The 22,312-nt window shown below is 42.8% G+C and carries 16 protein-coding genes; 7 read left to right on the top strand and 9 right to left on the bottom strand.

From position 1 onward, the window contains the following. Positions 1–14 precede the first annotated feature (14 nt). The 5 genes from AAAH86_RS00960 to AAAH86_RS00940 all read left to right on the top strand — a co-directional run bounded on the left by AAAH86_RS00960 (position 15) and on the right by AAAH86_RS00940 (position 6,697). The gene (locus AAAH86_RS00960) at positions 15–1,256 is read left to right on the top strand and encodes an ATP-binding cassette domain-containing protein (RefSeq protein ID WP_343485622.1); all 1,242 of its coding nucleotides are present in this window, start codon (positions 15–17) and stop codon (positions 1,254–1,256) included. A gap of 59 nt (positions 1,257–1,315) precedes the next feature. After that, on the top strand, positions 1,316–2,776 hold the full coding sequence (locus AAAH86_RS00955; RefSeq protein ID WP_343485621.1) for a glycosyltransferase: 1,461 nt from the start codon (positions 1,316–1,318) through the stop codon (positions 2,774–2,776). Between the two features lie 173 nt (positions 2,777–2,949). Beyond that, the gene (locus AAAH86_RS00950) at positions 2,950–4,428 is read left to right on the top strand and encodes a pyridoxal-dependent decarboxylase (protein WP_343485620.1); all 1,479 of its coding nucleotides are present in this window, start codon (positions 2,950–2,952) and stop codon (positions 4,426–4,428) included. Next, positions 4,418–4,744, top strand: coding sequence for a hypothetical protein (locus AAAH86_RS00945; RefSeq protein ID WP_343485619.1), 327 nt, complete (start codon positions 4,418–4,420; stop codon positions 4,742–4,744). Before AAAH86_RS00950 ends, AAAH86_RS00945 begins: the two co-directional genes overlap by 11 nt. Positions 4,745–4,855: 111 nt before the next feature. Then, positions 4,856–6,697 (top strand): hypothetical protein, encoded by a 1,842-nt coding sequence (locus AAAH86_RS00940; RefSeq protein WP_343485618.1) that lies wholly within the window; start codon positions 4,856–4,858, stop codon positions 6,695–6,697. 51 nt (positions 6,698–6,748) lie between these two features. Here AAAH86_RS00940 and secDF read toward each other — a convergent pair whose 3' ends face one another. Both secDF and mdh read right to left on the bottom strand, forming a co-directional pair. Continuing rightward, positions 6,749–9,715: a protein translocase subunit SecDF gene (secDF, locus tag AAAH86_RS00935; protein WP_343485617.1), complete on the bottom strand. Its 2,967-nt coding sequence runs from the start codon at positions 9,713–9,715 to the stop codon at positions 6,749–6,751. 300 nt (positions 9,716–10,015) lie between these two features. After that, positions 10,016–10,942, bottom strand: a complete 927-nt coding sequence (gene mdh / locus AAAH86_RS00930) for a malate dehydrogenase (RefSeq protein WP_343485616.1) — start codon at positions 10,940–10,942, stop codon at positions 10,016–10,018. A gap of 240 nt (positions 10,943–11,182) precedes the next feature. Here mdh and AAAH86_RS00925 point away from each other — a divergent pair, with 240 nt between their 5' ends. Next, positions 11,183–11,551 (top strand): hypothetical protein, encoded by a 369-nt coding sequence (locus AAAH86_RS00925; protein WP_343485615.1) that lies wholly within the window; start codon positions 11,183–11,185, stop codon positions 11,549–11,551. 84 nt (positions 11,552–11,635) lie between these two features. Here the strand turns inward: AAAH86_RS00925 and AAAH86_RS00920 are convergent, their stop codons facing one another. From AAAH86_RS00920 to asnB, 3 genes are all read right to left on the bottom strand, one after another. Further along, positions 11,636–12,655: a DUF6588 family protein gene (locus AAAH86_RS00920; protein WP_343485614.1), complete on the bottom strand. Its 1,020-nt coding sequence runs from the start codon at positions 12,653–12,655 to the stop codon at positions 11,636–11,638. A 111-nt stretch (positions 12,656–12,766) separates the two neighbouring features. Continuing rightward, positions 12,767–14,707: a DNA topoisomerase (ATP-hydrolyzing) subunit B gene (gyrB, locus tag AAAH86_RS00915; protein ID WP_343485613.1), complete on the bottom strand. Its 1,941-nt coding sequence runs from the start codon at positions 14,705–14,707 to the stop codon at positions 12,767–12,769. 324 nt (positions 14,708–15,031) lie between these two features. Beyond that, a complete protein-coding gene (asnB, locus tag AAAH86_RS00910) occupies positions 15,032–16,702 on the bottom strand; it encodes an asparagine synthase B (protein WP_343485612.1) in 1,671 nt (556 codons plus the stop codon). 235 nt (positions 16,703–16,937) lie between these two features. Between asnB and AAAH86_RS00905 the strand changes: the two genes are divergently transcribed. Continuing rightward, positions 16,938–17,489 carry a DUF2911 domain-containing protein gene (locus tag AAAH86_RS00905; protein WP_343485611.1) on the top strand — a complete coding sequence of 184 codons (552 nt, stop codon included), beginning with the start codon at positions 16,938–16,940 and terminating at the stop codon, positions 17,487–17,489. Between the two features lie 132 nt (positions 17,490–17,621). On the opposite strand, the gene AAAH86_RS00900 is transcribed toward AAAH86_RS00905, so the two are convergent. From AAAH86_RS00900 to AAAH86_RS00885, 4 genes are all read right to left on the bottom strand, one after another. Then, positions 17,622–19,247: an amidohydrolase gene (locus AAAH86_RS00900; RefSeq protein WP_343485610.1), complete on the bottom strand. Its 1,626-nt coding sequence runs from the start codon at positions 19,245–19,247 to the stop codon at positions 17,622–17,624. Positions 19,248–19,305: 58 nt separating this feature from the next. Then, positions 19,306–19,725 (bottom strand): response regulator, encoded by a 420-nt coding sequence (locus AAAH86_RS00895; protein ID WP_343485609.1) that lies wholly within the window; start codon positions 19,723–19,725, stop codon positions 19,306–19,308. Positions 19,726–19,761: 36 nt separating this feature from the next. Further along, entirely contained in the window at positions 19,762–20,844 is a 1,083-nt protein-coding gene (locus tag AAAH86_RS00890; protein ID WP_343485608.1) for an OmpA family protein, read from the bottom strand. 141 nt (positions 20,845–20,985) lie between these two features. After that, positions 20,986–22,065, bottom strand: coding sequence for an OmpA family protein (locus AAAH86_RS00885; RefSeq protein ID WP_343485607.1), 1,080 nt, complete (start codon positions 22,063–22,065; stop codon positions 20,986–20,988). Between the last annotated feature and the right edge of the window lie 247 nt (positions 22,066–22,312).

Below are 22,312 nucleotides of genomic sequence, written 5' to 3'. Positions count from 1 at the left end.
CGTATTTTTGATGCATGCAGCACTGGGGCATTCGCATCGACAACCAATCCGAAACAAGAAACTTTATAGCTGCTCTTTTTCAGAATCCACCAAAGGGATTTGAGGGATTATCAGATAAAAAAGGTGCCTTATTTTCCGATAGTGAAATCGGCCGATATTTAGACGAAGAAGAGCGACACGATTTAAAGTTATTGACGGCCAATACACAACAATCGCTCAAGACGATGAGCAGTGGCGAGCGAAAAAAAGCCTTGCTTGCCTATTTATTGAAACAGCATCCTGATTTTTTGGTATTGGTTAATCCGTATGACAACTTGGATGCTAAATCACAAGAATCCTTCAAGTCGCAGTTGCGAAAACTTTCAAAATCCATTGTCCTCATTCAATTGGTAGGGCGAATGAACGATCTCTTGTTCGAGATCACCACAGATTTTGGGATGCTGAAGCGCGGAGAAATCCAATTTTACAATAATAGAGCAGCCTTTCTGGAAAATTTTAAAAACGAAAAAAGCCCATTTACAACTGCGATTCCCCCGCCACTACATCCCATAAAGACAGACTACAAAGAATTGGTTGTCTTTGATAGTGTTTCCGTGAGTTTTGAGGGTCGTCAGGTGCTCCAAAGCATTCACTGGACCATCAAAAAAAGGGAATTCTGGAACCTCATCGGCCCCAATGGTAGTGGAAAAAGCACACTCCTCAACATGATTACGGGTGACAGCCACAAAGGCTATGGCCAAAATTTAACGCTCTTCGGCCAGAAAAAAGGCAGCGGTGAAAGCGTGTGGGACATCAAACAGCACATTGGCTACTTTACCCCGGCGATGACCGACAAGTTTCGTGGCTATCACACGATTGAAAATATGTTGATTTCAGGTTTGCACGATTCCATCGGTTTGTATGTGACCCCTTCCGATGCTGAAAAACGGTTGGCAGACCACTGGTTGAGGCTACTCAAACTGAATCAAAAAAAAGACCGTTATTTTCATGAGCTACCTGTTGGTGAAAAACGGTTATTGATGACAGCACGGGCGATGGTCAAGCATCCTCCTCTCTTGATTTTGGACGAGCCCACAGCTGGACTGGATGATGACAACGCCCACTTTTTTGTATCACTGGTCAACAAGATTGCTGAAGAAAGTCAGACCACCATCATTTTTGTATCCCATAGAATGGAACCCCGCCTAGAACCCAATAAACTATTTGAGCTACTGCCTACAAAAGAAGGTTCACGGGGCATGATCAAATCCATCTGATATCGTGCTGGTTACCATGTTTTTCGTAACTTAACAAAGAACCAAAAACCCACCCTTACATGCAAAAAATACAGGTGAAGCCAGGTGCTAAAATTGGAGATTACAAAGCGTACGGCGCGCTCTATTCTTCCGTACTCGATTTTTTGGAACAATCAAAACCATTGATCGGTGCTCTAAATGGGAAAACCATCTGGATGATCAATTCTACTGCCATCGGCGGAGGAGTTGCAGAAATGTTGCCCAGCCAAATGCGCATACTACGCGAGCTTGGTGTTTCCATTGAATGGTTGGTGATAGAGGCCAATGAAGATGCCTTTTTTGATTTGACCAAGCGCATCCATAACGCCATTCATGGCAGTGGTGACGGTAAATTCACAGAAGAGGACAGAACAATTTATGAAAGGGTAAACTGTCAAAACCTACCGAAAGCCTTAGAACTGATAAATGAAGGCGATATCGTGGTGGTGCACGACCCACAACCCATGCCCTTGGCCGCCATGATCAAGAAAGAAAAAAACGTTCCCATCATTTGGCGCTGCCACATTGGGCTGGAAGATGATACCGATGTAACGGACGCCGTCTGGAAATTTCTCTCAAAGTATACGGATGATTATGACCATTTCATTTTTAGTCTGCCTTCCTATGTTCCTAAAACTCTTAAGAACAGAACCTCCATCATTCCCCCGGCCATAGACCCCTTGAGCCATAAAAATAGGGCGTTGCAGCTTCATAAATCCATTGGCATCTTATATCAATCGGGCATAACCGATGACCACGAGGCAATTCTGTATCATCGGTACAACCATTTGGTACGAAGAATCATGCCCGATGGCTCTTTTGGTTCGCCGAACCAAACAAGCAAACTGAACCTCATCTATCGCCCTTTTGTTACGGAAATCTCTAGATGGGATAGATTAAAGGGATTTAAAGAATTGATGGAGGCTTTCATCAAGATGAAAAAAGAGAATTTGGAACATGGGGATCCAGAAAGTTTGGAGTACAAACGCATTAAAATGACCCTGTTGGTCATGGGCGGCCCTGACCCTGCCTTTGTCTCAGATGATCCAGAGGGCAAAGCAGTGCTGAAGGAACTTACGGAAGCGTACCAAGAATTGGATGGTGATATGCAAAAAGACATTGCCATTTTACTGCTCCCGTTGGACAATCCCAAGGAAAATGCCCTGATTGTCAATGCACTGCAAAGAGCCTCAAGTATTATCGTTCAGAATTCCATACAAGAAGGTTTTGGATTGACCGCCACCGAAGGTATGTGGAAAAGAAAGCCACTATTGGTTTCCGCAGCGGCAGGATTGAAATTTCAGGTAGCGCATAACAAAACGGGTCTCATTAATGATGATCCCACGAACATTGAAAGCCTTTCCAAGGCACTTACCTATATGCTCAACCATCCTAAAGAGCGTGATAAATGGGGGTTCAACGGGCAGACAAGGGTAATACAAAACTTCACCCTGTTCAGTCAGTTGATTTCTTGGCTGGAGGTTTTTGCAAAACAAACATAGGGCATATCGGGTTGCACAGACAATGATGGGTTAAATCCACAATAGAGCCATCACGGGTTTTATCAGAATTTACGGCTGAAAAAATCCTTACTTTTATTTTGAAGATGAATAACATAGCATCAATGCGTCCATAGAACCAAACGATGTTGTAATCAGCAAACTAAAGATTGAACATGCCAAACGATTCATTGGATTTTTCTGAAGAACAATTCAAAAAACTACTTGACAAGAGCACCGAACTGGTGTTCGAAAAGTTCAAAAAATTAGAAGACCTAAAGGGCTATCACTACTTTTCCCAAAAAGAAGTTGCATCATGGTTTGAGGAAGAACTCCCCAATCTAGGAATGAATACCACCGATCTGTTGGAAGAGGTCGAGAAAAAGGTGATGCAGACCGCTACCGGAAATCTGGGTCCGCACATGTACGCCTATGTCATGTCTGGGGGCAATCAAATTGCCATTGTTGCCGAAAAACTGGCGGCTACCATCAACCAAAACCAGACCAAATGGCATTTGGGGGCCGCCATGAACGAGATTGAGAAAAGGGTCATTGCATGGACAGCAAAATTGCTGGATTTTCCAGAAGCATCAGGCGGAGTATTGGTCAGTGGTGGCTCGGCCGCAAACTTGACAGGTCTTACCGTGGGTAGAAATATCATGTTTGAAAAAGCCGACATTCGAAAAAAGGGGTTGTTCAATCAGCAGCCCTTTGTAGTCTATGCTTCTGAAGAAGTGCACAGCTGCATGGATAAAAGTGTGGAACTTTTGGGCATTGGCACCGATTATCTCCACAAGATTGAAACGGATGATGGCTTCAAAATCAAAACCGATACACTGATTGAGCAGATTGAAGCCGATTTAGCAAATGGTCTACAACCGTTCTGCGTGGTTGGCAATGCAGGTACGGTAAATACCGGGGCAATCGATGATTTGAATGTATTGGCCGACATTGCCAAAAAGTATGGGTTATGGTACCATATTGATGGTGCCTACGGAGCTTTGGCCGGAATTCTAGATAGCTTAAAAGAAGAATACAAAGGAATGGAAAAGGCCGATTCCATAGCACTTGATTTTCACAAATGGCTTTATGTGCCTTTTGAGGGAGGATGTACCCTGGTACGTAGTTGGAATCATCTCAAACGTACCTACTACAAAAAAGCAGCCTATTTGGATACCGAACTGGCGAATGACGGCAACCGATTGGAATTCAATGAGCATTATTTTCAATTGTCACGCAATGCCAAAGCCTTCAAGGTTTGGATGACCATCAAAGCTTACGGCATGGACCGTATCAAAGCGATGATCCAAAAAGATATTGATTTGACCCAGTACCTCAATGAACAGGTAGCAGCGTCACAAGATTTTGAATTGGTTGCCGATTCAAAGTTGGCAGTTTCGTGTTTTCGATATGTTGGTGACATAGAATCCAAAAAAGATGTAGAGGAATTCAACCGAAGACTGATGCCCGAACTGGAAAAAGACGGCAGGGTCTTTATCATGGGCACAACGCTAAAAGGCGAATATGCCATTCGTGCCTGTCTCATCAATCATCGAAAGACCAAGAATTCCATTGATTATCTTTTGGAGGTCATTCGCGACGTAGCCCAGAAGCTTGAAAAAACCACATTAAAAATGGAACAGCATGAACCGTGATGAACTTTTAGAAATTTATGATGCCGTGGTGGTGGCGAATCCAAATTTTCAAAGAAAGGGAAAGACCATGCCCTATACTTCGGCCAATGGTTATATGTTTTCTCTGGTGAACAAGGCGAACGAACTGGGCATACGCCTTTCAAAAGAAGACCAAAAAGAATTTGATGCGTCTTATGGTGCAAAGCCCTTTATTTCTTACGGTGCCACGATGAGAGATTATGTGCTGATTCCTGAACCACTACTTTCTGACCATGAAGTTTTGGGTAAATATCTACAAAAGGGATTTGAGTACGTGATGAGTTTACCACCCAAATAGGTAAGAAAAGTATTTGTAAATTCATATTTTAGTCAGCCCTACAATCTCTTCCTTTGGTCTTGAAACTACGATACGTTATCGTTCTTTATTAACGAAACCCAATTTCTTAAAATGAAGATTTCAGAAATTCTTGACATTGTAAACACTTTTGAAAAAAACAATTTTCTTCGAATTATTGAGCAAATAATAAGCTCTGAACCTAGAAATCTAAAAAAGATTGATAAAATACTAAACAATACTGATGGTCAAATAAAGAATGCAGATAATTTAAGTGTTGAAGAGATTTTTTATTTGGTAGAAAACGAGTTTGAACAACATATTTTGAGAGAATTTTCAAGTGCAACTTCTCAACTCGACATTTTAGTTGACATTTTAATTAGGGATGGAAATTCATTGATGAGTAGAGAATGGTTATTAAAACTCTACGAAAAAGAAATCAGGAAAATAAAATCCAAAAGTAAACAGCTTAAAACTGTTCTAGACTCTGAAGACGAAGAACAACGGGTAAAAGATTATCGTCTTTACTGTGATTGTCTAAAGACTGCATACACAAATGATATAGCCTTAAATCGAGATTGCAAAGTCACCATAGAAGAGCAGTCTATCTTGAATACCATCTCCAATGGATTAGACCTTTCCCATGAAGAAATCAAACTAATAAATTATTCAGTAGTCCCTTTAAATAAACGTGAAGTCGATGATGTGATTAATTATCTGGTTAAGATTGGAATAATTATGTATTCCAAAAAACACCATCAAATTTTTGTTCCTGACGGGATAGTAAAAGTTTTAAGAAAAATACGAGGCAAACAAGTTTCAAACAAAATTTTCCTTCGAGTACTAAAACAGCTCAGAGATGGTCAAATCAATTTAATTTCAAGGAAACACAATATCGACAGAGCACTAAGTAGAGAAGAAAAAATTAAAGAAATTATTAATGAGGGAGTTCCATTTTCCAAAGTCCTACTTTCTTCCGCTCACAAAGATGGTACCACAAAAACTGATAAAAAGAAGTTTTTAACTGACCTTGTCGAGAAAAAACTTGAGATTGACAGCCATATAAAAGGGCTTTCTCTTGAGGATAAATTCCAAAACTTAGTTGATTATCTAAATGAAAAAGAAAGTAGTGATAATATCAGCGTATCGCTCCACGGCTATGATAAGCTGTTATATGATTTGAAAAAGTGTTTGCGCAGTTTTGAAAGAAATATTAGGGTAGAATTTGAATTACAAGATACAACCGAATTAAAAGCAAAATCCCTTTTGAATCATAATCTGAAACCAATAGATATACTCTATGCCTTACCAAACGATGATATTATAGCCTTTTGTGAAAAATCCAACATATCTAAGAGAGGAAATGAAATTTTAAATATTCTCGATGAATATAGAGATACACAAAATCTCTATTTAGAGAATTATATCAATATCTCAAATAGGGATATTAATGAGTTAAAAGCCAACAATATTGAAATAAAAGAATCGGAATTAGGTATACAATATGAAAATCTAACTAAGCTCATTTTTCAAAACATGGGGCTAGATATAGATGAAAAACTTCGAAAAAGAATTAATACTGTCAAAGATAAAATAGACATTATCATAAAATTGGATGATGAAGAAATTATCATAGTTGAGTGCAAAACCAAAAAAGATACCAAGTTCAATAAATATAGTTCTGCTTCAAGACAAATAAAATCTTATAAAGATTTGGCGCTGAAAGCTGGGTTAAAAGTTTCAAAGACTTTTATAATAGCTCCATCTTTTACAGATGAATTCATTAATGAGTGTGGTTTAGACTATGATTTGAATTTATCTCTCATCACTTCTGAAGCTTTAATTGACATCTATCAAGCTTTCGAAGAATCAGGTTTAGATGAGTTCCCATATAAGATTCTTCTGAGGGATGTCCTAATCGATAGCCAAAGAGTCATACGGTCTTTAAAAAAATAAAAGCCACCCGTTTGAGACAGATGGCTTTAGCATTTGAGTTAGTCTGGAATTTTATTCCTCTCCAGAAAGGATTTTCTTTTTCAAGGTATCGAACATCACAGGGGTTGCGATGAACAATGATGAGTACGTACCTACCAAAATACCCACGATCATGGCGAACATAAATCCGCGAAGGCTCTCGCCACCAAAAACAAAAATCGCCAAAAGCACGATCAATGTGGTCAAAGAGGTGTTCAGGGTACGGCTCAAGGTACTGTTCAGGGCTTGGTTGACGTGCTTACCGTTTTTCCAGCCTTTTAGGTTGACCACCTCACGAATACGGTCGAATACGACCACGGTATCGTTCAGCGAGTAACCGATCACTGTCAAAATAGCCGCGATGAATGCTTGATCAATTTCCATATTGAAGGGCATAATGGCACTGGTCAATGAAAAGATGCCCAGTACGATCATGACATCGTGAAATACCGCAGCCACAGCACCCAAAGAGAACTGCCATTTTCTAAATCGCAGCAAAATGTACAAGAATACGACCGCCAAAGAGCCGATAACGGCCCAAACCGCATTCTTTTTGATATCGTCGGCAATGGTCGGCCCCACTTTGACCGATTGTAAGATTCCGATAGATTTTTCAGAAGCACCAACGGTAAAGTCTTCAAAAGAGGTACCGTCAGGCAAATATTTTTGCAATGAGGTATAGAGCTTGTTTTGTATCTCATTATCCACCTCAATACCCTCAACATCCACTTTGTAAGGGGTGGTGACCTTGATTTGATTTGCCTCACCAAAGGTTTTCACATTGGTGCCGCTACCAAATACATCATTCAGTTCAGAGGCAATCTCAGAAGGATTTACCGCTTTTTCAAAACGAATTTGATACGAGCGCCCCCCCACAAAATCAACCCCTTGTTGCAAACCTTTGGTGAACAGTGAAAAAGCACCGACACCAACCAAAATGGCTGAAATCACATAGGCAATTTTGCGCTTGCCCAAGAAATTGATGTTCATGTTCGTGAACAGGTTCTTGGTCATTGCGGTCGAGAAATCGAGGCTTCTACCTTTTTTTGAAATATACCAATCCACCAACAGTCGCGTAATGAAAATTGCCGTGAACAACGAGGTGACGATACCGATCAAAAGTGTCGTCGCAAACCCTTTGATCGGACCCGAACCAAACACAAAAAGAATGATGGCGGTCAAGCCCGTGGTAATGTTGGCATCCAAAATGGAAGAAAGTGCATTGCTGAATCCGTCGGCGACGGCCTGTGCCTTGCCCTTGCCACGTGCCAATTCTTCTTTGATACGCTCAAAGATGAGCACGTTGGCATCCACCGACATACCAATGGTCAACACGATACCCGCAATACCAGGCAATGTCAATACGGCTCCTAAACTGGTCAAAACCCCGAAAATCAGCAGGATATTCAAAATCAAGGCGATATCGGCAAAAATTCCAGCTTTTCCATAATAGAAAATCATCCAAAGCAAGACAAAGGCCATGGCAATCATAAACGACATAAAACCACTGTCAATGGCTTCTTGCCCCAATGACGGACCGACTACTTCTGATTGAATGATTTCTGCGGATGCTGGCAATTTACCCGCTCGCAGCACATTGGCGATATCTTTGGTCTCGTTTACCGTGAATTGGCCCGTGATTTCAGAGCGTCCACCAGAAATAGGCCCTGTGGAAACCCCAGGCGCGGTGTACACTTTGTTGTCAAGAACAATGGCAATACCCGTCTGGTTGTTGAACGCATCGCCTGTCAGACGCTCCCATTCTTTTGCGCCCCGTGTGTTCATGGTCATACTGACCGCTGGCTTGTTGAACTGGTCAAAAGTGGCCTGTGCATCAGAAACCACATCACCACTGATTCGTGGCACGCCATCCCGATTTGATTTCAATGCATATAGTTCCGCGGTTTCCAAGTCTTGTGGCGGACGTTCCCATGCAAATTTTGTAAACTGAATGTCAGCTGGCAGTAGTCTTCTGATCTCTGGCATCCTCAAATAAGAGCCTACTTCCGCAGTATCAGAAATGGCCACCCGCGCGATGGCATGACTGCCCGGACTCGCAGGAATCAACTTGCCCAACAACGGATTCGCCTCTGCGGTCAAATCCAAAGAATCTTGGGCGACATCCGAAAGCAGTGAATCAATTTCAGATTCGGGCTTGGTCAAGGTATCCTGCTCTTGTTCTTGGGGTTCTAAAATGTCTCGAAGACGCTCGTTGGCGTTCACAAAGAAAAGCCCCAAACTTTGGTTGCTTTGCTGGTAGGTTTCCCAAAATTCAAGCTGTGCCGTACTCGACAACAGTTCTTGGGCGCGGGCAATGTCACGTGCTCCCGGCAATTCGACCAAAATACGGCCCGAATTGCCCTCACGCTGAATATTCGGTTGTGTCACCCCAAAACCGTCAATACGCTCTCGGAGCACTTCAAAAGCTGAAACAATGGATTCGTCAATCTTTCTTCGGATAATCGGCTTGACCTCATCATCGGTCATCTGAAAGTTGATTTCATCACTCAAGCCTTTATTGGCAAAAATATCGGGGGAAGCCAATTTGGTATCGCCCTTGATATTGTCAAAAGCATCAAAAAAGAGCTCTAAATACGTTTCATCACTGTTTTTGGAAGCCTCATCGGCATCGGCCAATGCCTTGTTGAAGATGGGGTTCTTAGTGTTGTTGGCAAGGCCTTTCAGAATATCCTTGACGGAAATTTGAAGCGTCACATTGATACCACCTTTAAGGTCAAGGCCCTTGTTCAGTTCCTTTTTCTTGGCATCCTCATAACTGGTGTAGCCCAAAATCGGATTGCTTCCGATAGAATCCAGATATTGTGATTCGAGAGCCTCACGCTTTGCCACATAATTGTCTTCAGCCTCTGAAATCTGGTTGGCCGCATAGACTTCTGCATCATTTTCAACTTTACTGGCAATAAACGTAAAGGATAGCTGGTAAATGCTCACCAACCCGAAGAGTAGCGCGAAAAGCCGTATTAGTCCCTTATTTTGCATTGATTTTTAATTTTTAGAAACAGCGTGCAAATATAGCATTCCGCTAAAGATTTGCCAATGAAATGCCGCGAATTGTGAAGGAGCGTTGGTTTTGTCCAAAAGGGATAACAGCTCCTTTACCTGAACAGGGAAAGGTGGCATTCGCCAAAGGCGGATGACGGAAAGGGTGGAAACATAACGCTATAAATTCAATCCTTTCCGTCCCGCATCGGGATGTGGGACACTTATGCATTCCTCTTGCTTCGCTCGTCGGATGCAATATCCAAGGGAAGGAGCGCCATTATTATGAAGCTTTGTTGGCTAAACGTCGAGCAGCTCATTGGTCTTGCGAACGCCCTCAGCACTCTCTTGCATTTTGTTTTTTTCTGCATCGCCCAACTCAATGGCAACAATTTTTTCGATACCATTTCGCCCCAATATCACGGGCACACCGATACAAATGTCGTTCAATCCATATTCACCCTCTAAAAAGGTAGAACACGGAAACATCTTTTTCTGGTCACAGGCAATGGCCTGCACAAGTCCTGAAACTGCCGCCCCAGGGGCATACCAAGCACTGGTGCCCAGCAATTTTGTCAATGTGGCACCGCCCACTTTGGTTTCTTGCACGACATAATCCATTTGGTCTTCAGATAGAAACTCAGAAACTTTTACACTGTTTCGCGTAGCATGGCTTATAAGTGGCACCATACCCGTATCACTGTGGCCGCCGATGACCATTCCATCCACATCAGAAATGGGCGCCCCAAGGGCCTCTGCCAATCGGTACTTGAATCGGGCACTGTCTAATGCCCCACCCATACCGATGATGCGGTTTTTAGGCAAATCTGTGGTTTTGTGCACCAAATAGGTCATCGTGTCCATCGGATTGCTCACCACAATCATAATGGCATTGGGCGAATGCTTAATCAAACTCGCAGAAACCGACTTTACAATACCTGCGTTGATGCCTATCAATTCTTCACGCGTCATGCCCGGTTTTCTGGGGATGCCTGAGGTAATGACCACAATATTGCTATCCGCAGTTTTCGAGTAATCGCTGGTGCTTCCCGTAATTTTGGTGTCAAAGCCGTTTAAAGATGCCGTTTGCATCAAATCCATGGCCTTGCCTTCGGCATAGCCTTCCTTGATATCCAACAACACGACTTCTGAGGCAAAATTTTTGATGGCGATATATTCGGCACAGCTTGCTCCCACAGCTCCCGCACCTACTACAGTGATTTTCATACGTTGTTCTTTTTGAGATTTATCTTCGGCGCAAAAGTAGCGATTTTTTAAGGGATTTTTTATGACATTTCTCAAGTTCGAAAAGCCTCTTTTTGACCTGAAATATTCACTTTTTTGTTAAAGAAAAGAGCACTTCATCGGTAAGAAAGTGTTAAAAGACGCAGTACATCGAAAAATATATACTACTTGTGCCCTTTTGGCCGTTCTCTTAGTCCCAATCTTAATGATAAACCTGCTTATATGAAAAAGTTCTTTTCATTGCTGTGCATTATATCCCTAATTGCCATTAGCAACTGTTCGCGTGTACCCGAAAACAATGACCCAATTTTGGGCATTTGGGCACGGACAGATATTTCTACTGCGGAAGGAAAGCAGACCACCCAACGTGAAGAGTGGATTTTTAACGATGCCTACTTAGGAAGGTACCACAGCTTCAACGACGAAAAACTTGAATTTTACACTGACTTCAGTTGGACCATCGAAGACGATGTCTATACCATTGAGTACCGAGGAACAGACATTCCCGAAGCTAAGGTAAAACTCATGAATGTAGATTTTCCGGAAACCTTACAATTACAAAGTGGTGGCCACTTTGCCACCCGTGAATAACGAATTTTCAATGCACTCTATGAAAAAAGCCCCTTTCCATTTTTTGGATTGGGGCTTTCAAATTGATTGGTCAGTTGGTAATTCTTATCTAAATCCGAAATTGATTCCTAACGTAGCGGTGCTGAATTCAGCGATGTTGTATTCACCATTGAGCCTAAAGAACCCAAGTTTTAACTTAAAACCAAGGTTGGCACGTGCTCCACTTACAGTATTGGTTATGCTAAAAGGGTCTTCGTAGGTTGCCTGAAAAGGACCTGATTGCACTCTATAGGTTCCTAAAATGTCCGTTTCTGACTTACCAGTGATATAACCCAAGCCCCCATAGAAATTTATTACAGGGAGTTTGGTGGATACCACAGCGTTGAATGCCCATGTATTGATTGAGGCATCAATGCGTTGATTTTCACCCTCAATCACTTCGGTATCCGTAAAATCATATTCACCATTTAGACTCGTATATCCGATAACGGCCGAAATGGCAATAGGAAGCACTTTATCAGCAGGCAACAATTTTGTGAACTCATATTGCAGCCCAGCACCAAAAAGACCGATTTCGGCACTATCTTCAAACTTTAGTTTTGGCAAGAACCTCGCCTTTACTTCAAGGCCTTTGACCAGCCCCACACTTGCCTGCACATAGCCTGAAGGTATAAAATTGAAATCTTCGGAAGCCAGACCCGCAGGCAATTCAAATTCTTCCCTAAAAAGGCCATTTTCATCTTCAACAAAAACGCTTATACCCTCAATATCACCTAAACCCGACGAAACCAATACTTCATCAGTTCTTGCGTCAGAGCCGCCTACAATCTGCAGGTTTTCATAATCGCTTTCCCTGAACACAAATGCCTTTTTGTCGTCTTTGTTCTTGAAGGGAGATATATTTCCCACAATAGAAATTTCAAATCCGCCCAACGGTTTGGCATCCGCTGTGTTATACCAACCATTTGAGATGTTATAGACCGCACCCTCGGTAACCGGGGCGAGATAGGCGTTCGTAAATCGTTCAGCGTCAGATAAACCCGAAGCCAACAGGTCACCTATATTATTTTGTGCAGAAACGGTATAAAAACCAAGCAGTGCGCAAATTGGAAGTATTTTCTTCATGATGTAAAATTTTTCGTCTGTATAAAATTTATAAATCCTTGAGATTTAATGTCATAAAACTAAAAAACCCTGACGCTTTGGTCAGGGTTTTTGTTGTGAAACTATCGTTATTTATACGTCAATGTTCGCATAAACGGCATTTTTCTCTATGAATTCACGTCTTGGCGGTACTTCATCACCCATTAACATGGAGAAAATACGATCGGATTCGGTCGCATTTTCAATGCTCACCTGACGCAATGTCCTGAACTGTGGATTCATGGTAGTGTCCCATAATTGCTCCGCATTCATTTCTCCAAGACCCTTATAGCGTTGAATACTGGCACCACCCTTCATGGATTCAACGATTTCATCACGTTCCTTATCATTCCATGCATAGCGTTTTTTAGAGCCTTTTTTCACCAAATATAGCGGTGGTGTGGCAATGTACACATGCCCGTTCTCTATCAATTCGCGCATATAACGGAAGAAAAACGTTAAAATCAAGGTCTCGATATGGCTACCATCAACATCGGCATCACACATGATGATTACTTTGTGGTATCGCAACTTTTCAAGGTTCAGTGCCTTGCTATCCTCTTCGGTGCCAATGGTGACGCCCAAAGCGGTGTACATGTTACGGATTTCCTCATTTTCGAAAACCTTGTGCTGCATGGCCTTTTCAACATTCAAGATTTTTCCACGAAGTGGAAGGATGGCTTGAAAGTTTCGGTCACGGCCCATTTTTGCCGTACCGCCCGCAGAATCACCCTCAACCAAGAACAATTCACAATTTTCTGGATCTTGGTCAGAACAGTCGGAAAGCTTTCCAGGAAGCCCCCCACCCGTCATCGGATTCTTGCGCTGAACCATCTCTCTGGCCTTTTGTGCCGCGTGACGCGCTTGGGCCGCCAGAATCACCTTTTGCACCACACTTTTGGCATCATCAGGGTGTTCTTCCAAGTAATTGGTCAACATCTCAGAAACTGCTTGGCTCACGGCACTTGAAACTTCTCGGTTACCCAGTTTTGTCTTGGTCTGGCCTTCGAATTGCGGTTCTGCCACCTTGACGGAGACAATGGCGGTCAGTCCCTCACGAAAATCATCCCCCGAAACCTCAAACTTGAGCTTATCGAGCATCCCGGAGCCATCCGCATATTTTTTCAAGGTGGTGGTCAGTCCTCTTCTAAAACCTGAAAGATGCGTACCCCCCTCATGGGTATTGATATTGTTGACATACGAATGCAGGTTTTCAGTGAATCCTGTATTGTAGACCATGGCAACCTCAACGGGAATGCCATTTTTCTCGCCTTCCATAGCGATGACATTCTGAATCAACGATTCACGGTTGCCATCGAGAAAACGTATGAATTCCTTTAGGCCTTCTTCGGAATGGAAGGTTTCAGAGACAAATTCACCCTTTTCATCTTTATTTCGTTTATCGGTAAGCGAAATGGTCACTCCCTTGTTCAGGTAGGCCAACTCGCGCATCCTATTTGAGAGTGTCTCGTAGTTGTACTCTGTTGTCTGGTGGAAAATTTCTTTATCAGGCGAGAAGGTGACCAAAGTGCCCGTGTCATTGCTTTCACCTATACTTTTTACGGGATATAAGGTTTTGCCCCTTTCGTATTCTTGCTCCCAAATTTTTCCTTCACGGTGCACCGTGGCCTTCAGATGCCCAGAAAGCGCGTTTACAACGGAAACCCCAACACCATGCAGACCGCCGGAAACCTTGTAGGAATCTTTATCAAACTTGCCCCCGGCCCCAATCTTGGTCATGACCACCTCAAGTGCTGAAACGCCTTCTTTTTTGTGCAAGCCCACGGGAATGCCCCTACCGTTGTCTTGAACGGTTATTGAATTGTCTTCATTTATGGTTACGTCAATGGTATCACAATGGCCACCCATCGCTTCATCAATGGAATTGTCGACCACTTCATAGACCAAATGATGCAGTCCTCTGACACCGATGTCACCGATGTACATCGAGGGTCGCATGCGAACGTGCTCCATGCCCTCAAGGGCCTGAATACTATCTGCCGAATACTGCTTCTTTGCTGCTTCTTCGCTCATATATTTTTGACTAGGTTACTTTGTAATTTTCAAATCCTACAAATATAAGCAATACCTAGTAAAATTAAGGGTTTGCGGCATCTTAAAGTCTTAAGTTATCAACAAAGAATGTGGAAAATTCAAAGCTGTTGAGAGACCTAATTTTTAGGGTGGGGTCCATGAAATGAGAAAAGCATCAAATGATGCTTTTCCTTTGACTGATCCAGTAAAAAATGATTACAAAATGGGCTGGCAACCCACCCCGTCTATCCGCAAAATCGGGTAGCTACCCCTCCCTACCCTTCGACTGTGCTCAGGGTGACCGATAGGGGAGCTGATTCTGAATCATTTTTCATAGGCATCGGCATGCACTTGTGCCACGGCCCTACCTGATGGGTCATTCATGTTTTTAAAGGCCTCATCCCACTCCAATGCAATTTTGGTACTACAGGCCACTGAGGGCTCTTGTGGCACGCTCAAAGCGGCTGCATCTGAAGGAAAATGCCCTTCAAATATCGAACGGTAATAATATTCTTCCTTCGTGGTCGGGGTCTGCAGTGGATACCTAAAATGGGCATTCTGCATCTGTTCATCTGAAACCTCACGCTCTACCAGCTCTTTCAACGTGTCTATCCAGCTATAGCCTACCCCATCTGAAAACTGCTCTTTTTGGCGCCATGCCACACTTTCGGGTAGATAGGATTCAAAGGCTTTGCGTACCACCCATTTTTCCATACGTTCGCCATTAATCATCTTGTCTTTTGGATTGATGCGCATGGCGACATCCATAAACTCCTTGTCCAAAAATGGTACGCGCCCCTCAATGCCCCATGCCGCCAATGATTTATTGGCCCGAAGGCAGTCGTACATGTGCAGTTTGCTCAATTTTCTGACCGTTTCTTCATGAAAATCTTTTGGGCTGGGGGCTTTGTGGAAATATAAATATCCGCCGAACAACTCATCTGCACCTTCACCAGACAACACCATTTTAATCCCCATGGACTTTATGACCCTGGCCATCAAATACATGGGTGTCGAAGCCCTTATTGTTGTGATGTCATACGTTTCCAAATTGTAAATGACATCACGAATGGCATCCAGGCCTTCTTGAATGGTGAATTTGATTTCGTGGTGAACCGTACCGATATGGTCAGCTACCAATTGCGCGGCGGCCAGATCAGGTGAACCTTCCAAACCTACCGAAAATGAGTGCAACTGCGGCCACCACGCTTCTTTGGTATCATCTGACTCTATTCTTTTTTGGGAATATTTTTTTGCTATGGCGGAGGTGACCGACGAATCCAATCCGCCCGAAAGCAAGACACCATAGGGCACATCAGACATCAATTGCCTGTGCACGGCAGCTTCTAAAGCCTCCCTGATTTCGCGGATGCTGGTCTCATTCTCTTTCACGGCTTCATACTCCATCCAATCCCGTTTGTACCATTGCTTGAACTCGCCATCAGCGCTGTGCAGATAATGCCCTGGGGGGAAAAGCTCGATTTTGGTGCAAACACCTTCCAATGCCTTTAGTTCTGAGGCTACATAAAACGTTCCGTTCTTATCCCACCCGATATACAACGGAATAATGCCCATGTGGTCACGGGCCACAAAATACTCGTTTTTTTCGTTGTCATAAATGGCAAAACCAAAGATGCCATTCATCTCATCAATGAAATCCACTCCCTTATCCTGATACAGTGCCAAAATGACCTCACAATCTGATTGGGTATTGAACTCGTACTTACCCTCAAATTGTTTGCGCAGCTCACGATGGTTGTATATTTCTCCATTGGCTGCCAAAATCAATCTGCCATCGGCACTGAGCAACGGTTGCTTGCCCGATGCCGGATCAACAATGGCCAATCGTTCATGGGCCAAAATGGCCTTATCATTTGCATAGATACCACTCCAATCCGGACCTCGATGCCTTACTTTTTTTGACATTTGCAACAACTGCGGACGCAACACTTCGTTACTTTCCTTCAAATCAAACGCACATACAATTCCACACATAAAATTCTTTCTAACAATTGAACAACAAAGATGATATTAATAACACTATTTATAAATAAAAATGAAGTAATTAACTTCAAATCATAACAATAATCAGAAGTATTTTATCTATTTGAAATTATAATATGGGATATTGAAACAAAAACCGTCAAAATGAAAGCCTAAATTTTAACTGTATTTTAAAGTTTGCCTCAGTATAACTCCATAGCTTTAGTTTTTCAAAAAAACAATAGACATGAAAAAATTATTTTTATTGACATTCTTTAGTGCCACACTACTTCTCACGGGGGAATTGACTGCCCAAAAGTTCAGTGGTTTGGACAAAAGTCCTGCTGACATAGCATCGTACCCCACCAGCTACAAAGAGTCTGATAAAGCTGTACGGGTGATTTACAGCCGCCCACAATTAAAAGGGCGCGCGCTTTCTGAATTGGCCCCTTCGGGCAAGGTTTGGAGAACTGGCGCCAACGAGGCCACTGAAATTACCTTTTACAAAGATGCCAATGTAGGTGGACAAGATGTACAAGCCGGAACGTATTCAATGTTCACCATACCTGGTGAGGAAGAATGGACCATCATCTTGAACGGCAACCTCAACCAATGGGGGGCCTATTCGTACGACAACGCTGCAGACATTACCCGTATCAAGGCAAAGACCAGTACCGATTCTGAAAATCTGGAAGCCTTTTCCGTTGCCTTCAAAGAAGCTGATAATGGAGCTGATATGGTCATGGGGTGGGGCACTACACGGGTTGAAGTACCCATGAGTTTCAGTATGGAGCAATAAAATAATATCCGTTTTTTGGATTTAAAAACCGAGGCGATTGTCTCGGTTTTTTTGTTTTCACCCATCCCGATTCCCTTGCTTTCAGTAGGGAATTTTTCCCTCTTGATCACAAGAGGGGAGACTAATTACATTTTATTTCATCTTTTCCCCACCCAAAAACACCTGTTCGGCTTTTAGGTCTGGAATCTCTTTTTCAGGTATGGTCATCAAATCATCACTGAGAATTACAAAATCGGCCATCTTCCCCACTTCGATGCTTCCTTTTTCATCTTCTTCAAAATTCGAATAGGCAGCCCAGATGGTCATCCCTTTTAGTGCTTCCTCACGGGAGAGGGCATCTTTCATCTGAAATCCTCCTTCAGGATAATTTTCCAAATCTTTTCTAGCCACTGCGGCATAAAATGTCAAAAAAGGATTCACCTGTTCCACAGGAAAATCAGTGCCCAAAGCCACCAATCCCGCTTTATTCAACAATGTTTTGAAGGCATAAGCACCTTTGACCCGTTCTTCACCCAAACGGTCTTCGGCCCAATACATATCGCTGGTCGCATGGGTGGGCTGTACCGAGGGAATGATGTCTTTGCTGAAATAATCAAAATCAGGGGGCGAAACCACTTGGGCATGTTCTACTTTCCAGCGGCGGTCATTTTTGTTCTGAAGTGCTTTTTCATAAGCTTTTAAAACGACCACATTGGCAGAATCACCAATGGCATGGGTGTTCATTTGATAGTCTGAAGCTGCGATGCGTTTCGCCAAGGCTTCCATTTTATCCATGGGGGTGATCATGGCGCCAAAATGCCCTGGCTTGTCAGCGTAGTGCTCTTTCAAGGCCGCACCCCGGGAGCCCAGAGCGCCGTCACCATACACTTTTACCGAGCGAACATTGATTCTATCGGTCTTGATGATTCCCTGGCCCAAAAAATGGTCAAGATTTTCTGCGGTATTGCTGACCATGGCATACACCCGCATCTTTAATAGTTTAGCCCGTTGCAGACTGTCAATCAGCTCAATGGTCGAACGGCTGAGCCCTGCATCGTTCACAGTGGTCAGCCCGTAATCAAAACAGATTTTTTCTGCCTCAAGCAATGCTTTGATTTGTTCATCACGACTCGGTTTTGGCAATACGGCATCGACCATCGCCATTGGAGCATCAACGAGTACCCCTGTGGCATGGCCACTTTCTTCGCGAACAATTTCACCCCCTTCAACTTGGGTGTCACGTGTGATTCCGGCCATCTGTAATGCTTTTTGGTTCACCAAATAGGCATGGCCATCGACCCGCTCCAATACCACAGGAATATTGGCATACAGTTTATCCAACTGCAGACTGGTAGGGAACTCCTTGACCTCCCAATCGTTCTGGTCCCATCCGCGACCGCGAATGACCGATAAATCATTCTCTTTTTGAAAATCAATGACCCGTTGCAGCACCTCATCATAACTTTTGGTACCCACCAAATCGACTACCTGCTGGTTCAATCCCAAACCGTAGAAATGGCAATGGGCATCAATAAGGCCTGGCACCACCGTTTTTCCATCTGCATCAATTTTATTTTCAGCGTCAAAATTCTCTAACACTGATTTATCTCGGGCAATGGCGATAAATTTTCCATCCTTGACCGCAAAAGAGGTTGCTTTTGAAAAGGCAGTGTCAACCGTCACAACATTTGCATTGTGGACAATCAAATCAACTTTTTCCTTTTTTTTACAGCCCAATAGGCATAGACAGCTGATGACAGCGATTATCGGTGTTCTCATTTGATATGGAATTTGGGTGAAGATAGCCGTTATTGGCTAAAAATCACAGTTGCTCGTCCTAAATTGCAGCGTAAAGACGCTTCGCCCAATTTTGGATTTTTGCTGTGGAAAGTGGTTTTTCTTGCAGCACGATATGGTCTTGGTATTTTTCGAACATTTTAATGTCGTCTTCACAAAACTGGATGCTCAACATCACCACCATGGTGTTCTTTCGTGTTTCTTCACCAATCTTCAAGTATTCTTCCAAGAACTGCCACCCAGATATACACGGCATATTGATATCAACCATGATCAATTCGGGAAATGATGTGGCGTTTTGAATGGAATCCTCTAAAAAAGACAACGCATCGGAGGCATTTTCAAAAGCGACCACATGGTCAAAAACTGATGCTTTCTTAAAGAACAAGGTATTCAAATAGTTCGTGACCTCATCATCATCAATTAAGACAGCCAACTTAAAGTTATTGATATTTTGCAAGATGCTCAGTTTTTAAATTGGCGATTGGGAATGTTCTTATTCATCATCGAACTCGGTCATCACAAATTCGACCCGACGGTTTTGTTCACGTGCAGCATCAGAATCTGCCCTTACTTTGGGTTTTGTGTCACCATGGCCTTCCCATGCCAGACGTGTTTTGTTCAGCCCCAGCTTTTCTAAATACTTGGCGACCGACCACGCCCTTCTTGAAGAAAGGTACTTATTGTAAGATACCGCACCCAAATTATCGGTATGGCCATTGATGATCAACTTTAATTTTGGATTCTTCTTTAAATGAGAATACACTTTCCTGATATCTTTTTTGGCTTCTTCACTAAGTTCGAAATCATTGAATTTAAATGACAACTGATCCAAAACGAAAGGTTTGTTCAGCTCGTACTCGGTATCTCGAAGATATGATACCTGAACATCGTCAATATAATAATATGATTTCCGCTGGGTCTCATTTTCTTCAGTCTCCAAACTGATCTTTCTGGTGTTCTTGTTGTTTTTGAAATTACCAAGAAGCATATATTTTTCAAAGCCTTTGGCCACAAACTCCATCTGTACTTTTACCCATTGGTCATTGTCGTAGAGGGGGCCTTGCGGACTCAGTTTCACAAACGTATATTTTTTGACATCGAAGCGTTCAAGCCTCGGTGGAGAAAGGTTTTTATTGACATCGGCATGAACCGGGATGTCTGTAAAAAGAACGTACATTTCTTGCATCGCCACCTCAGAAGACTCTGCCATACTCATGTTCAGGGTCACCTGATATACCCTGCCCCCCTTTAGTGACTGCTTCAATTCCATTTGTACATATTCGCGATAATCATTGGGGGCGTACATGTGCAGACCTGCATAAGCTTCACCCTCAAGTGCTTTTTGTTCGCCCTTGAAGTTTTTCGGTATTGCCACATCTCCAATTCCACAAGTATTGAAATAATCCGTAGTACCTGTCGTCGGAGCTGTCAAATGTTCGCTATCGTCAGCTAGATTGCTCAATGTTTCGGGGCAGGATTTGTACTCCTCAAAACCCCCGTTAATGACCAAATTTTGTGAATGTAGCTGGCCTAAAATGAGCAAAAACAAAATAATAGTAGTAATCTTCCGAACCATCCCGTTTAGTTTAGCAACCAAACACCCGTGTTCTAGAAGTGTAGGTCAGTTATACTGCCCAAACTCAATTTTTATAAGAAAAAGTGTGATTGTAAGTTTTTACTTACTAGAATTTGTTGTAAAAGTTTAAGTAGCTGTGGTTTACTTATTCTGAGCTTTAACAAATTCGAACTCAGCTCTGCGGTTTTTTTGCCTCCCTTCAGGACTATCGTTCGTAGCAATGGGACTTTTGCTGCCGTGCCCCACTGTGGAAACCAATGCCGCAGGAACTCCGGCATCAACTAGAAAATCGGCAATGGCCTTTGCCCTTTGTAATGACAGTTTTTTGTTGTAATCCGCCGTGCCTTGATTGTCAGTATGGCCGTGAATCGTAATCAATACGTTTTGTGCTTTGATGTATTCGACAACCATCGCGATCTTTTCTTCAGCTTGGTCTTGAATTGTAAAGTCATCAAATTCAAAAAGCACATGTTCAAAAACATAGCGCCTTTCAAGCTCAAAATTCTCTGTGTGGTCATCATCTGCTCCGATGCGGGCCAAAGAGACCATATCGATATAGTAATATGCCCCACGCTTTGATTCGCGTCTTTTGGTTTGAATCTTTCTGGTGGCGGCATTGTCACGCAGATTGCCCAATACCAAATATTTTTCAAAGCCCTTGGCTTCGATAACGGTGCTCACCTTTAACCAGTCACTTTTATCCTCATGAAACTCGGGATGATTGATTTCAAGCGAATAATGTTTATTGCCCCTGTTTTTATAGAGCTGCCCTTTTGAAAGGTTCTTTTTTGTTTGAATTTCTATGGATTGGTATGAAAAAAGCACCCCAAAATCCTTGACCGCAAAATCAGAACCCTCGGCCAAACTGATATAAAAAATCAATTCGTATTTGGTTCCCTTCCGCAACATACGTTTCAATTCAATCTGAATGTATTCGCGATAATCCGCAGGCGCATAAAAGTATAGGCCTGCATAAGCTTCCCCAAATTTGGGATGTTGCACCCCATTGAAGTTCTCAGGTGCACCCATGACTTCACTACACGTATTAAAATAATCGGTGGTGCCATCAGTCGGGGTCGACCAATTATCAACATGAAAGTTGAATGTACCCAAAGCGTTGGGGCATTTTGAGTACGACTCAAAACTGGGGTTTTTGACCAAGTTCTGTGAAGAAACCAGACTTGTGCCGATAAGAAAAAATATCACCAATATTCGCACCATCCTGAGTATTGAAATTCTAATTTAGGTAATTTGCCATGAGGATGGGCTTCAGGGGAATTTTATCGATGGTTTATGAATTTCACGGAGCATAAACCCATAACCTATCAAGCCGTTATACTTAGTTGGACACAAATTGGCACGAACTATCGTGTTCGACCTTGATTTTTAAACTTGAGTTTTATGCTGTTTCACAGAGTTGCGCGGAGCCCCAAGAGGTTCACAGAGTTCCCTTTTTAAACTGGAGCCT

Source organism: Allomuricauda sp. d1 (assembly GCF_039592695.1).
Classification (GTDB): domain Bacteria; phylum Bacteroidota; class Bacteroidia; order Flavobacteriales; family Flavobacteriaceae; genus Flagellimonas_A.
Note: the sequence above shows the minus strand (reverse complement) of the source record. Positions and strands in the feature narration are given on the sequence as shown.

What these genes read in the sequence shown, in the direction of transcription:
- AAAH86_RS00960 (WP_343485622.1), top strand. Translation starts at nt 15, where the DNA reads ATGCAGCACTGGGGCATTCGCATCGACAACCAATCCGAAACAAGAAAC.
- AAAH86_RS00955 (WP_343485621.1), top strand. Translation starts at nt 1,316, where the DNA reads ATGCAAAAAATACAGGTGAAGCCAGGTGCTAAAATTGGAGATTACAAA.
- AAAH86_RS00950 (WP_343485620.1), top strand. Translation starts at nt 2,950, where the DNA reads ATGCCAAACGATTCATTGGATTTTTCTGAAGAACAATTCAAAAAACTA.
- AAAH86_RS00945 (WP_343485619.1), top strand. Translation starts at nt 4,418, where the DNA reads ATGAACCGTGATGAACTTTTAGAAATTTATGATGCCGTGGTGGTGGCG.
- AAAH86_RS00940 (WP_343485618.1), top strand. Translation starts at nt 4,856, where the DNA reads ATGAAGATTTCAGAAATTCTTGACATTGTAAACACTTTTGAAAAAAAC.
- secDF (WP_343485617.1), bottom strand. Translation starts at nt 9,715, where the DNA reads ATGCAAAATAAGGGACTAATACGGCTTTTCGCGCTACTCTTCGGGTTG.
- mdh (WP_343485616.1), bottom strand. Translation starts at nt 10,942, where the DNA reads ATGAAAATCACTGTAGTAGGTGCGGGAGCTGTGGGAGCAAGCTGTGCC.
- AAAH86_RS00925 (WP_343485615.1), top strand. Translation starts at nt 11,183, where the DNA reads ATGAAAAAGTTCTTTTCATTGCTGTGCATTATATCCCTAATTGCCATT.
- AAAH86_RS00920 (WP_343485614.1), bottom strand. Translation starts at nt 12,655, where the DNA reads ATGAAGAAAATACTTCCAATTTGCGCACTGCTTGGTTTTTATACCGTT.
- gyrB (WP_343485613.1), bottom strand. Translation starts at nt 14,707, where the DNA reads ATGAGCGAAGAAGCAGCAAAGAAGCAGTATTCGGCAGATAGTATTCAG.
- asnB (WP_343485612.1), bottom strand. Translation starts at nt 16,702, where the DNA reads ATGTGTGGAATTGTATGTGCGTTTGATTTGAAGGAAAGTAACGAAGTG.
- AAAH86_RS00905 (WP_343485611.1), top strand. Translation starts at nt 16,938, where the DNA reads ATGAAAAAATTATTTTTATTGACATTCTTTAGTGCCACACTACTTCTC.
- AAAH86_RS00900 (WP_343485610.1), bottom strand. Translation starts at nt 19,247, where the DNA reads ATGAGAACACCGATAATCGCTGTCATCAGCTGTCTATGCCTATTGGGC.
- AAAH86_RS00890 (WP_343485608.1), bottom strand. Translation starts at nt 20,844, where the DNA reads ATGGTTCGGAAGATTACTACTATTATTTTGTTTTTGCTCATTTTAGGC.
- AAAH86_RS00885 (WP_343485607.1), bottom strand. Translation starts at nt 22,065, where the DNA reads ATGGTGCGAATATTGGTGATATTTTTTCTTATCGGCACAAGTCTGGTT.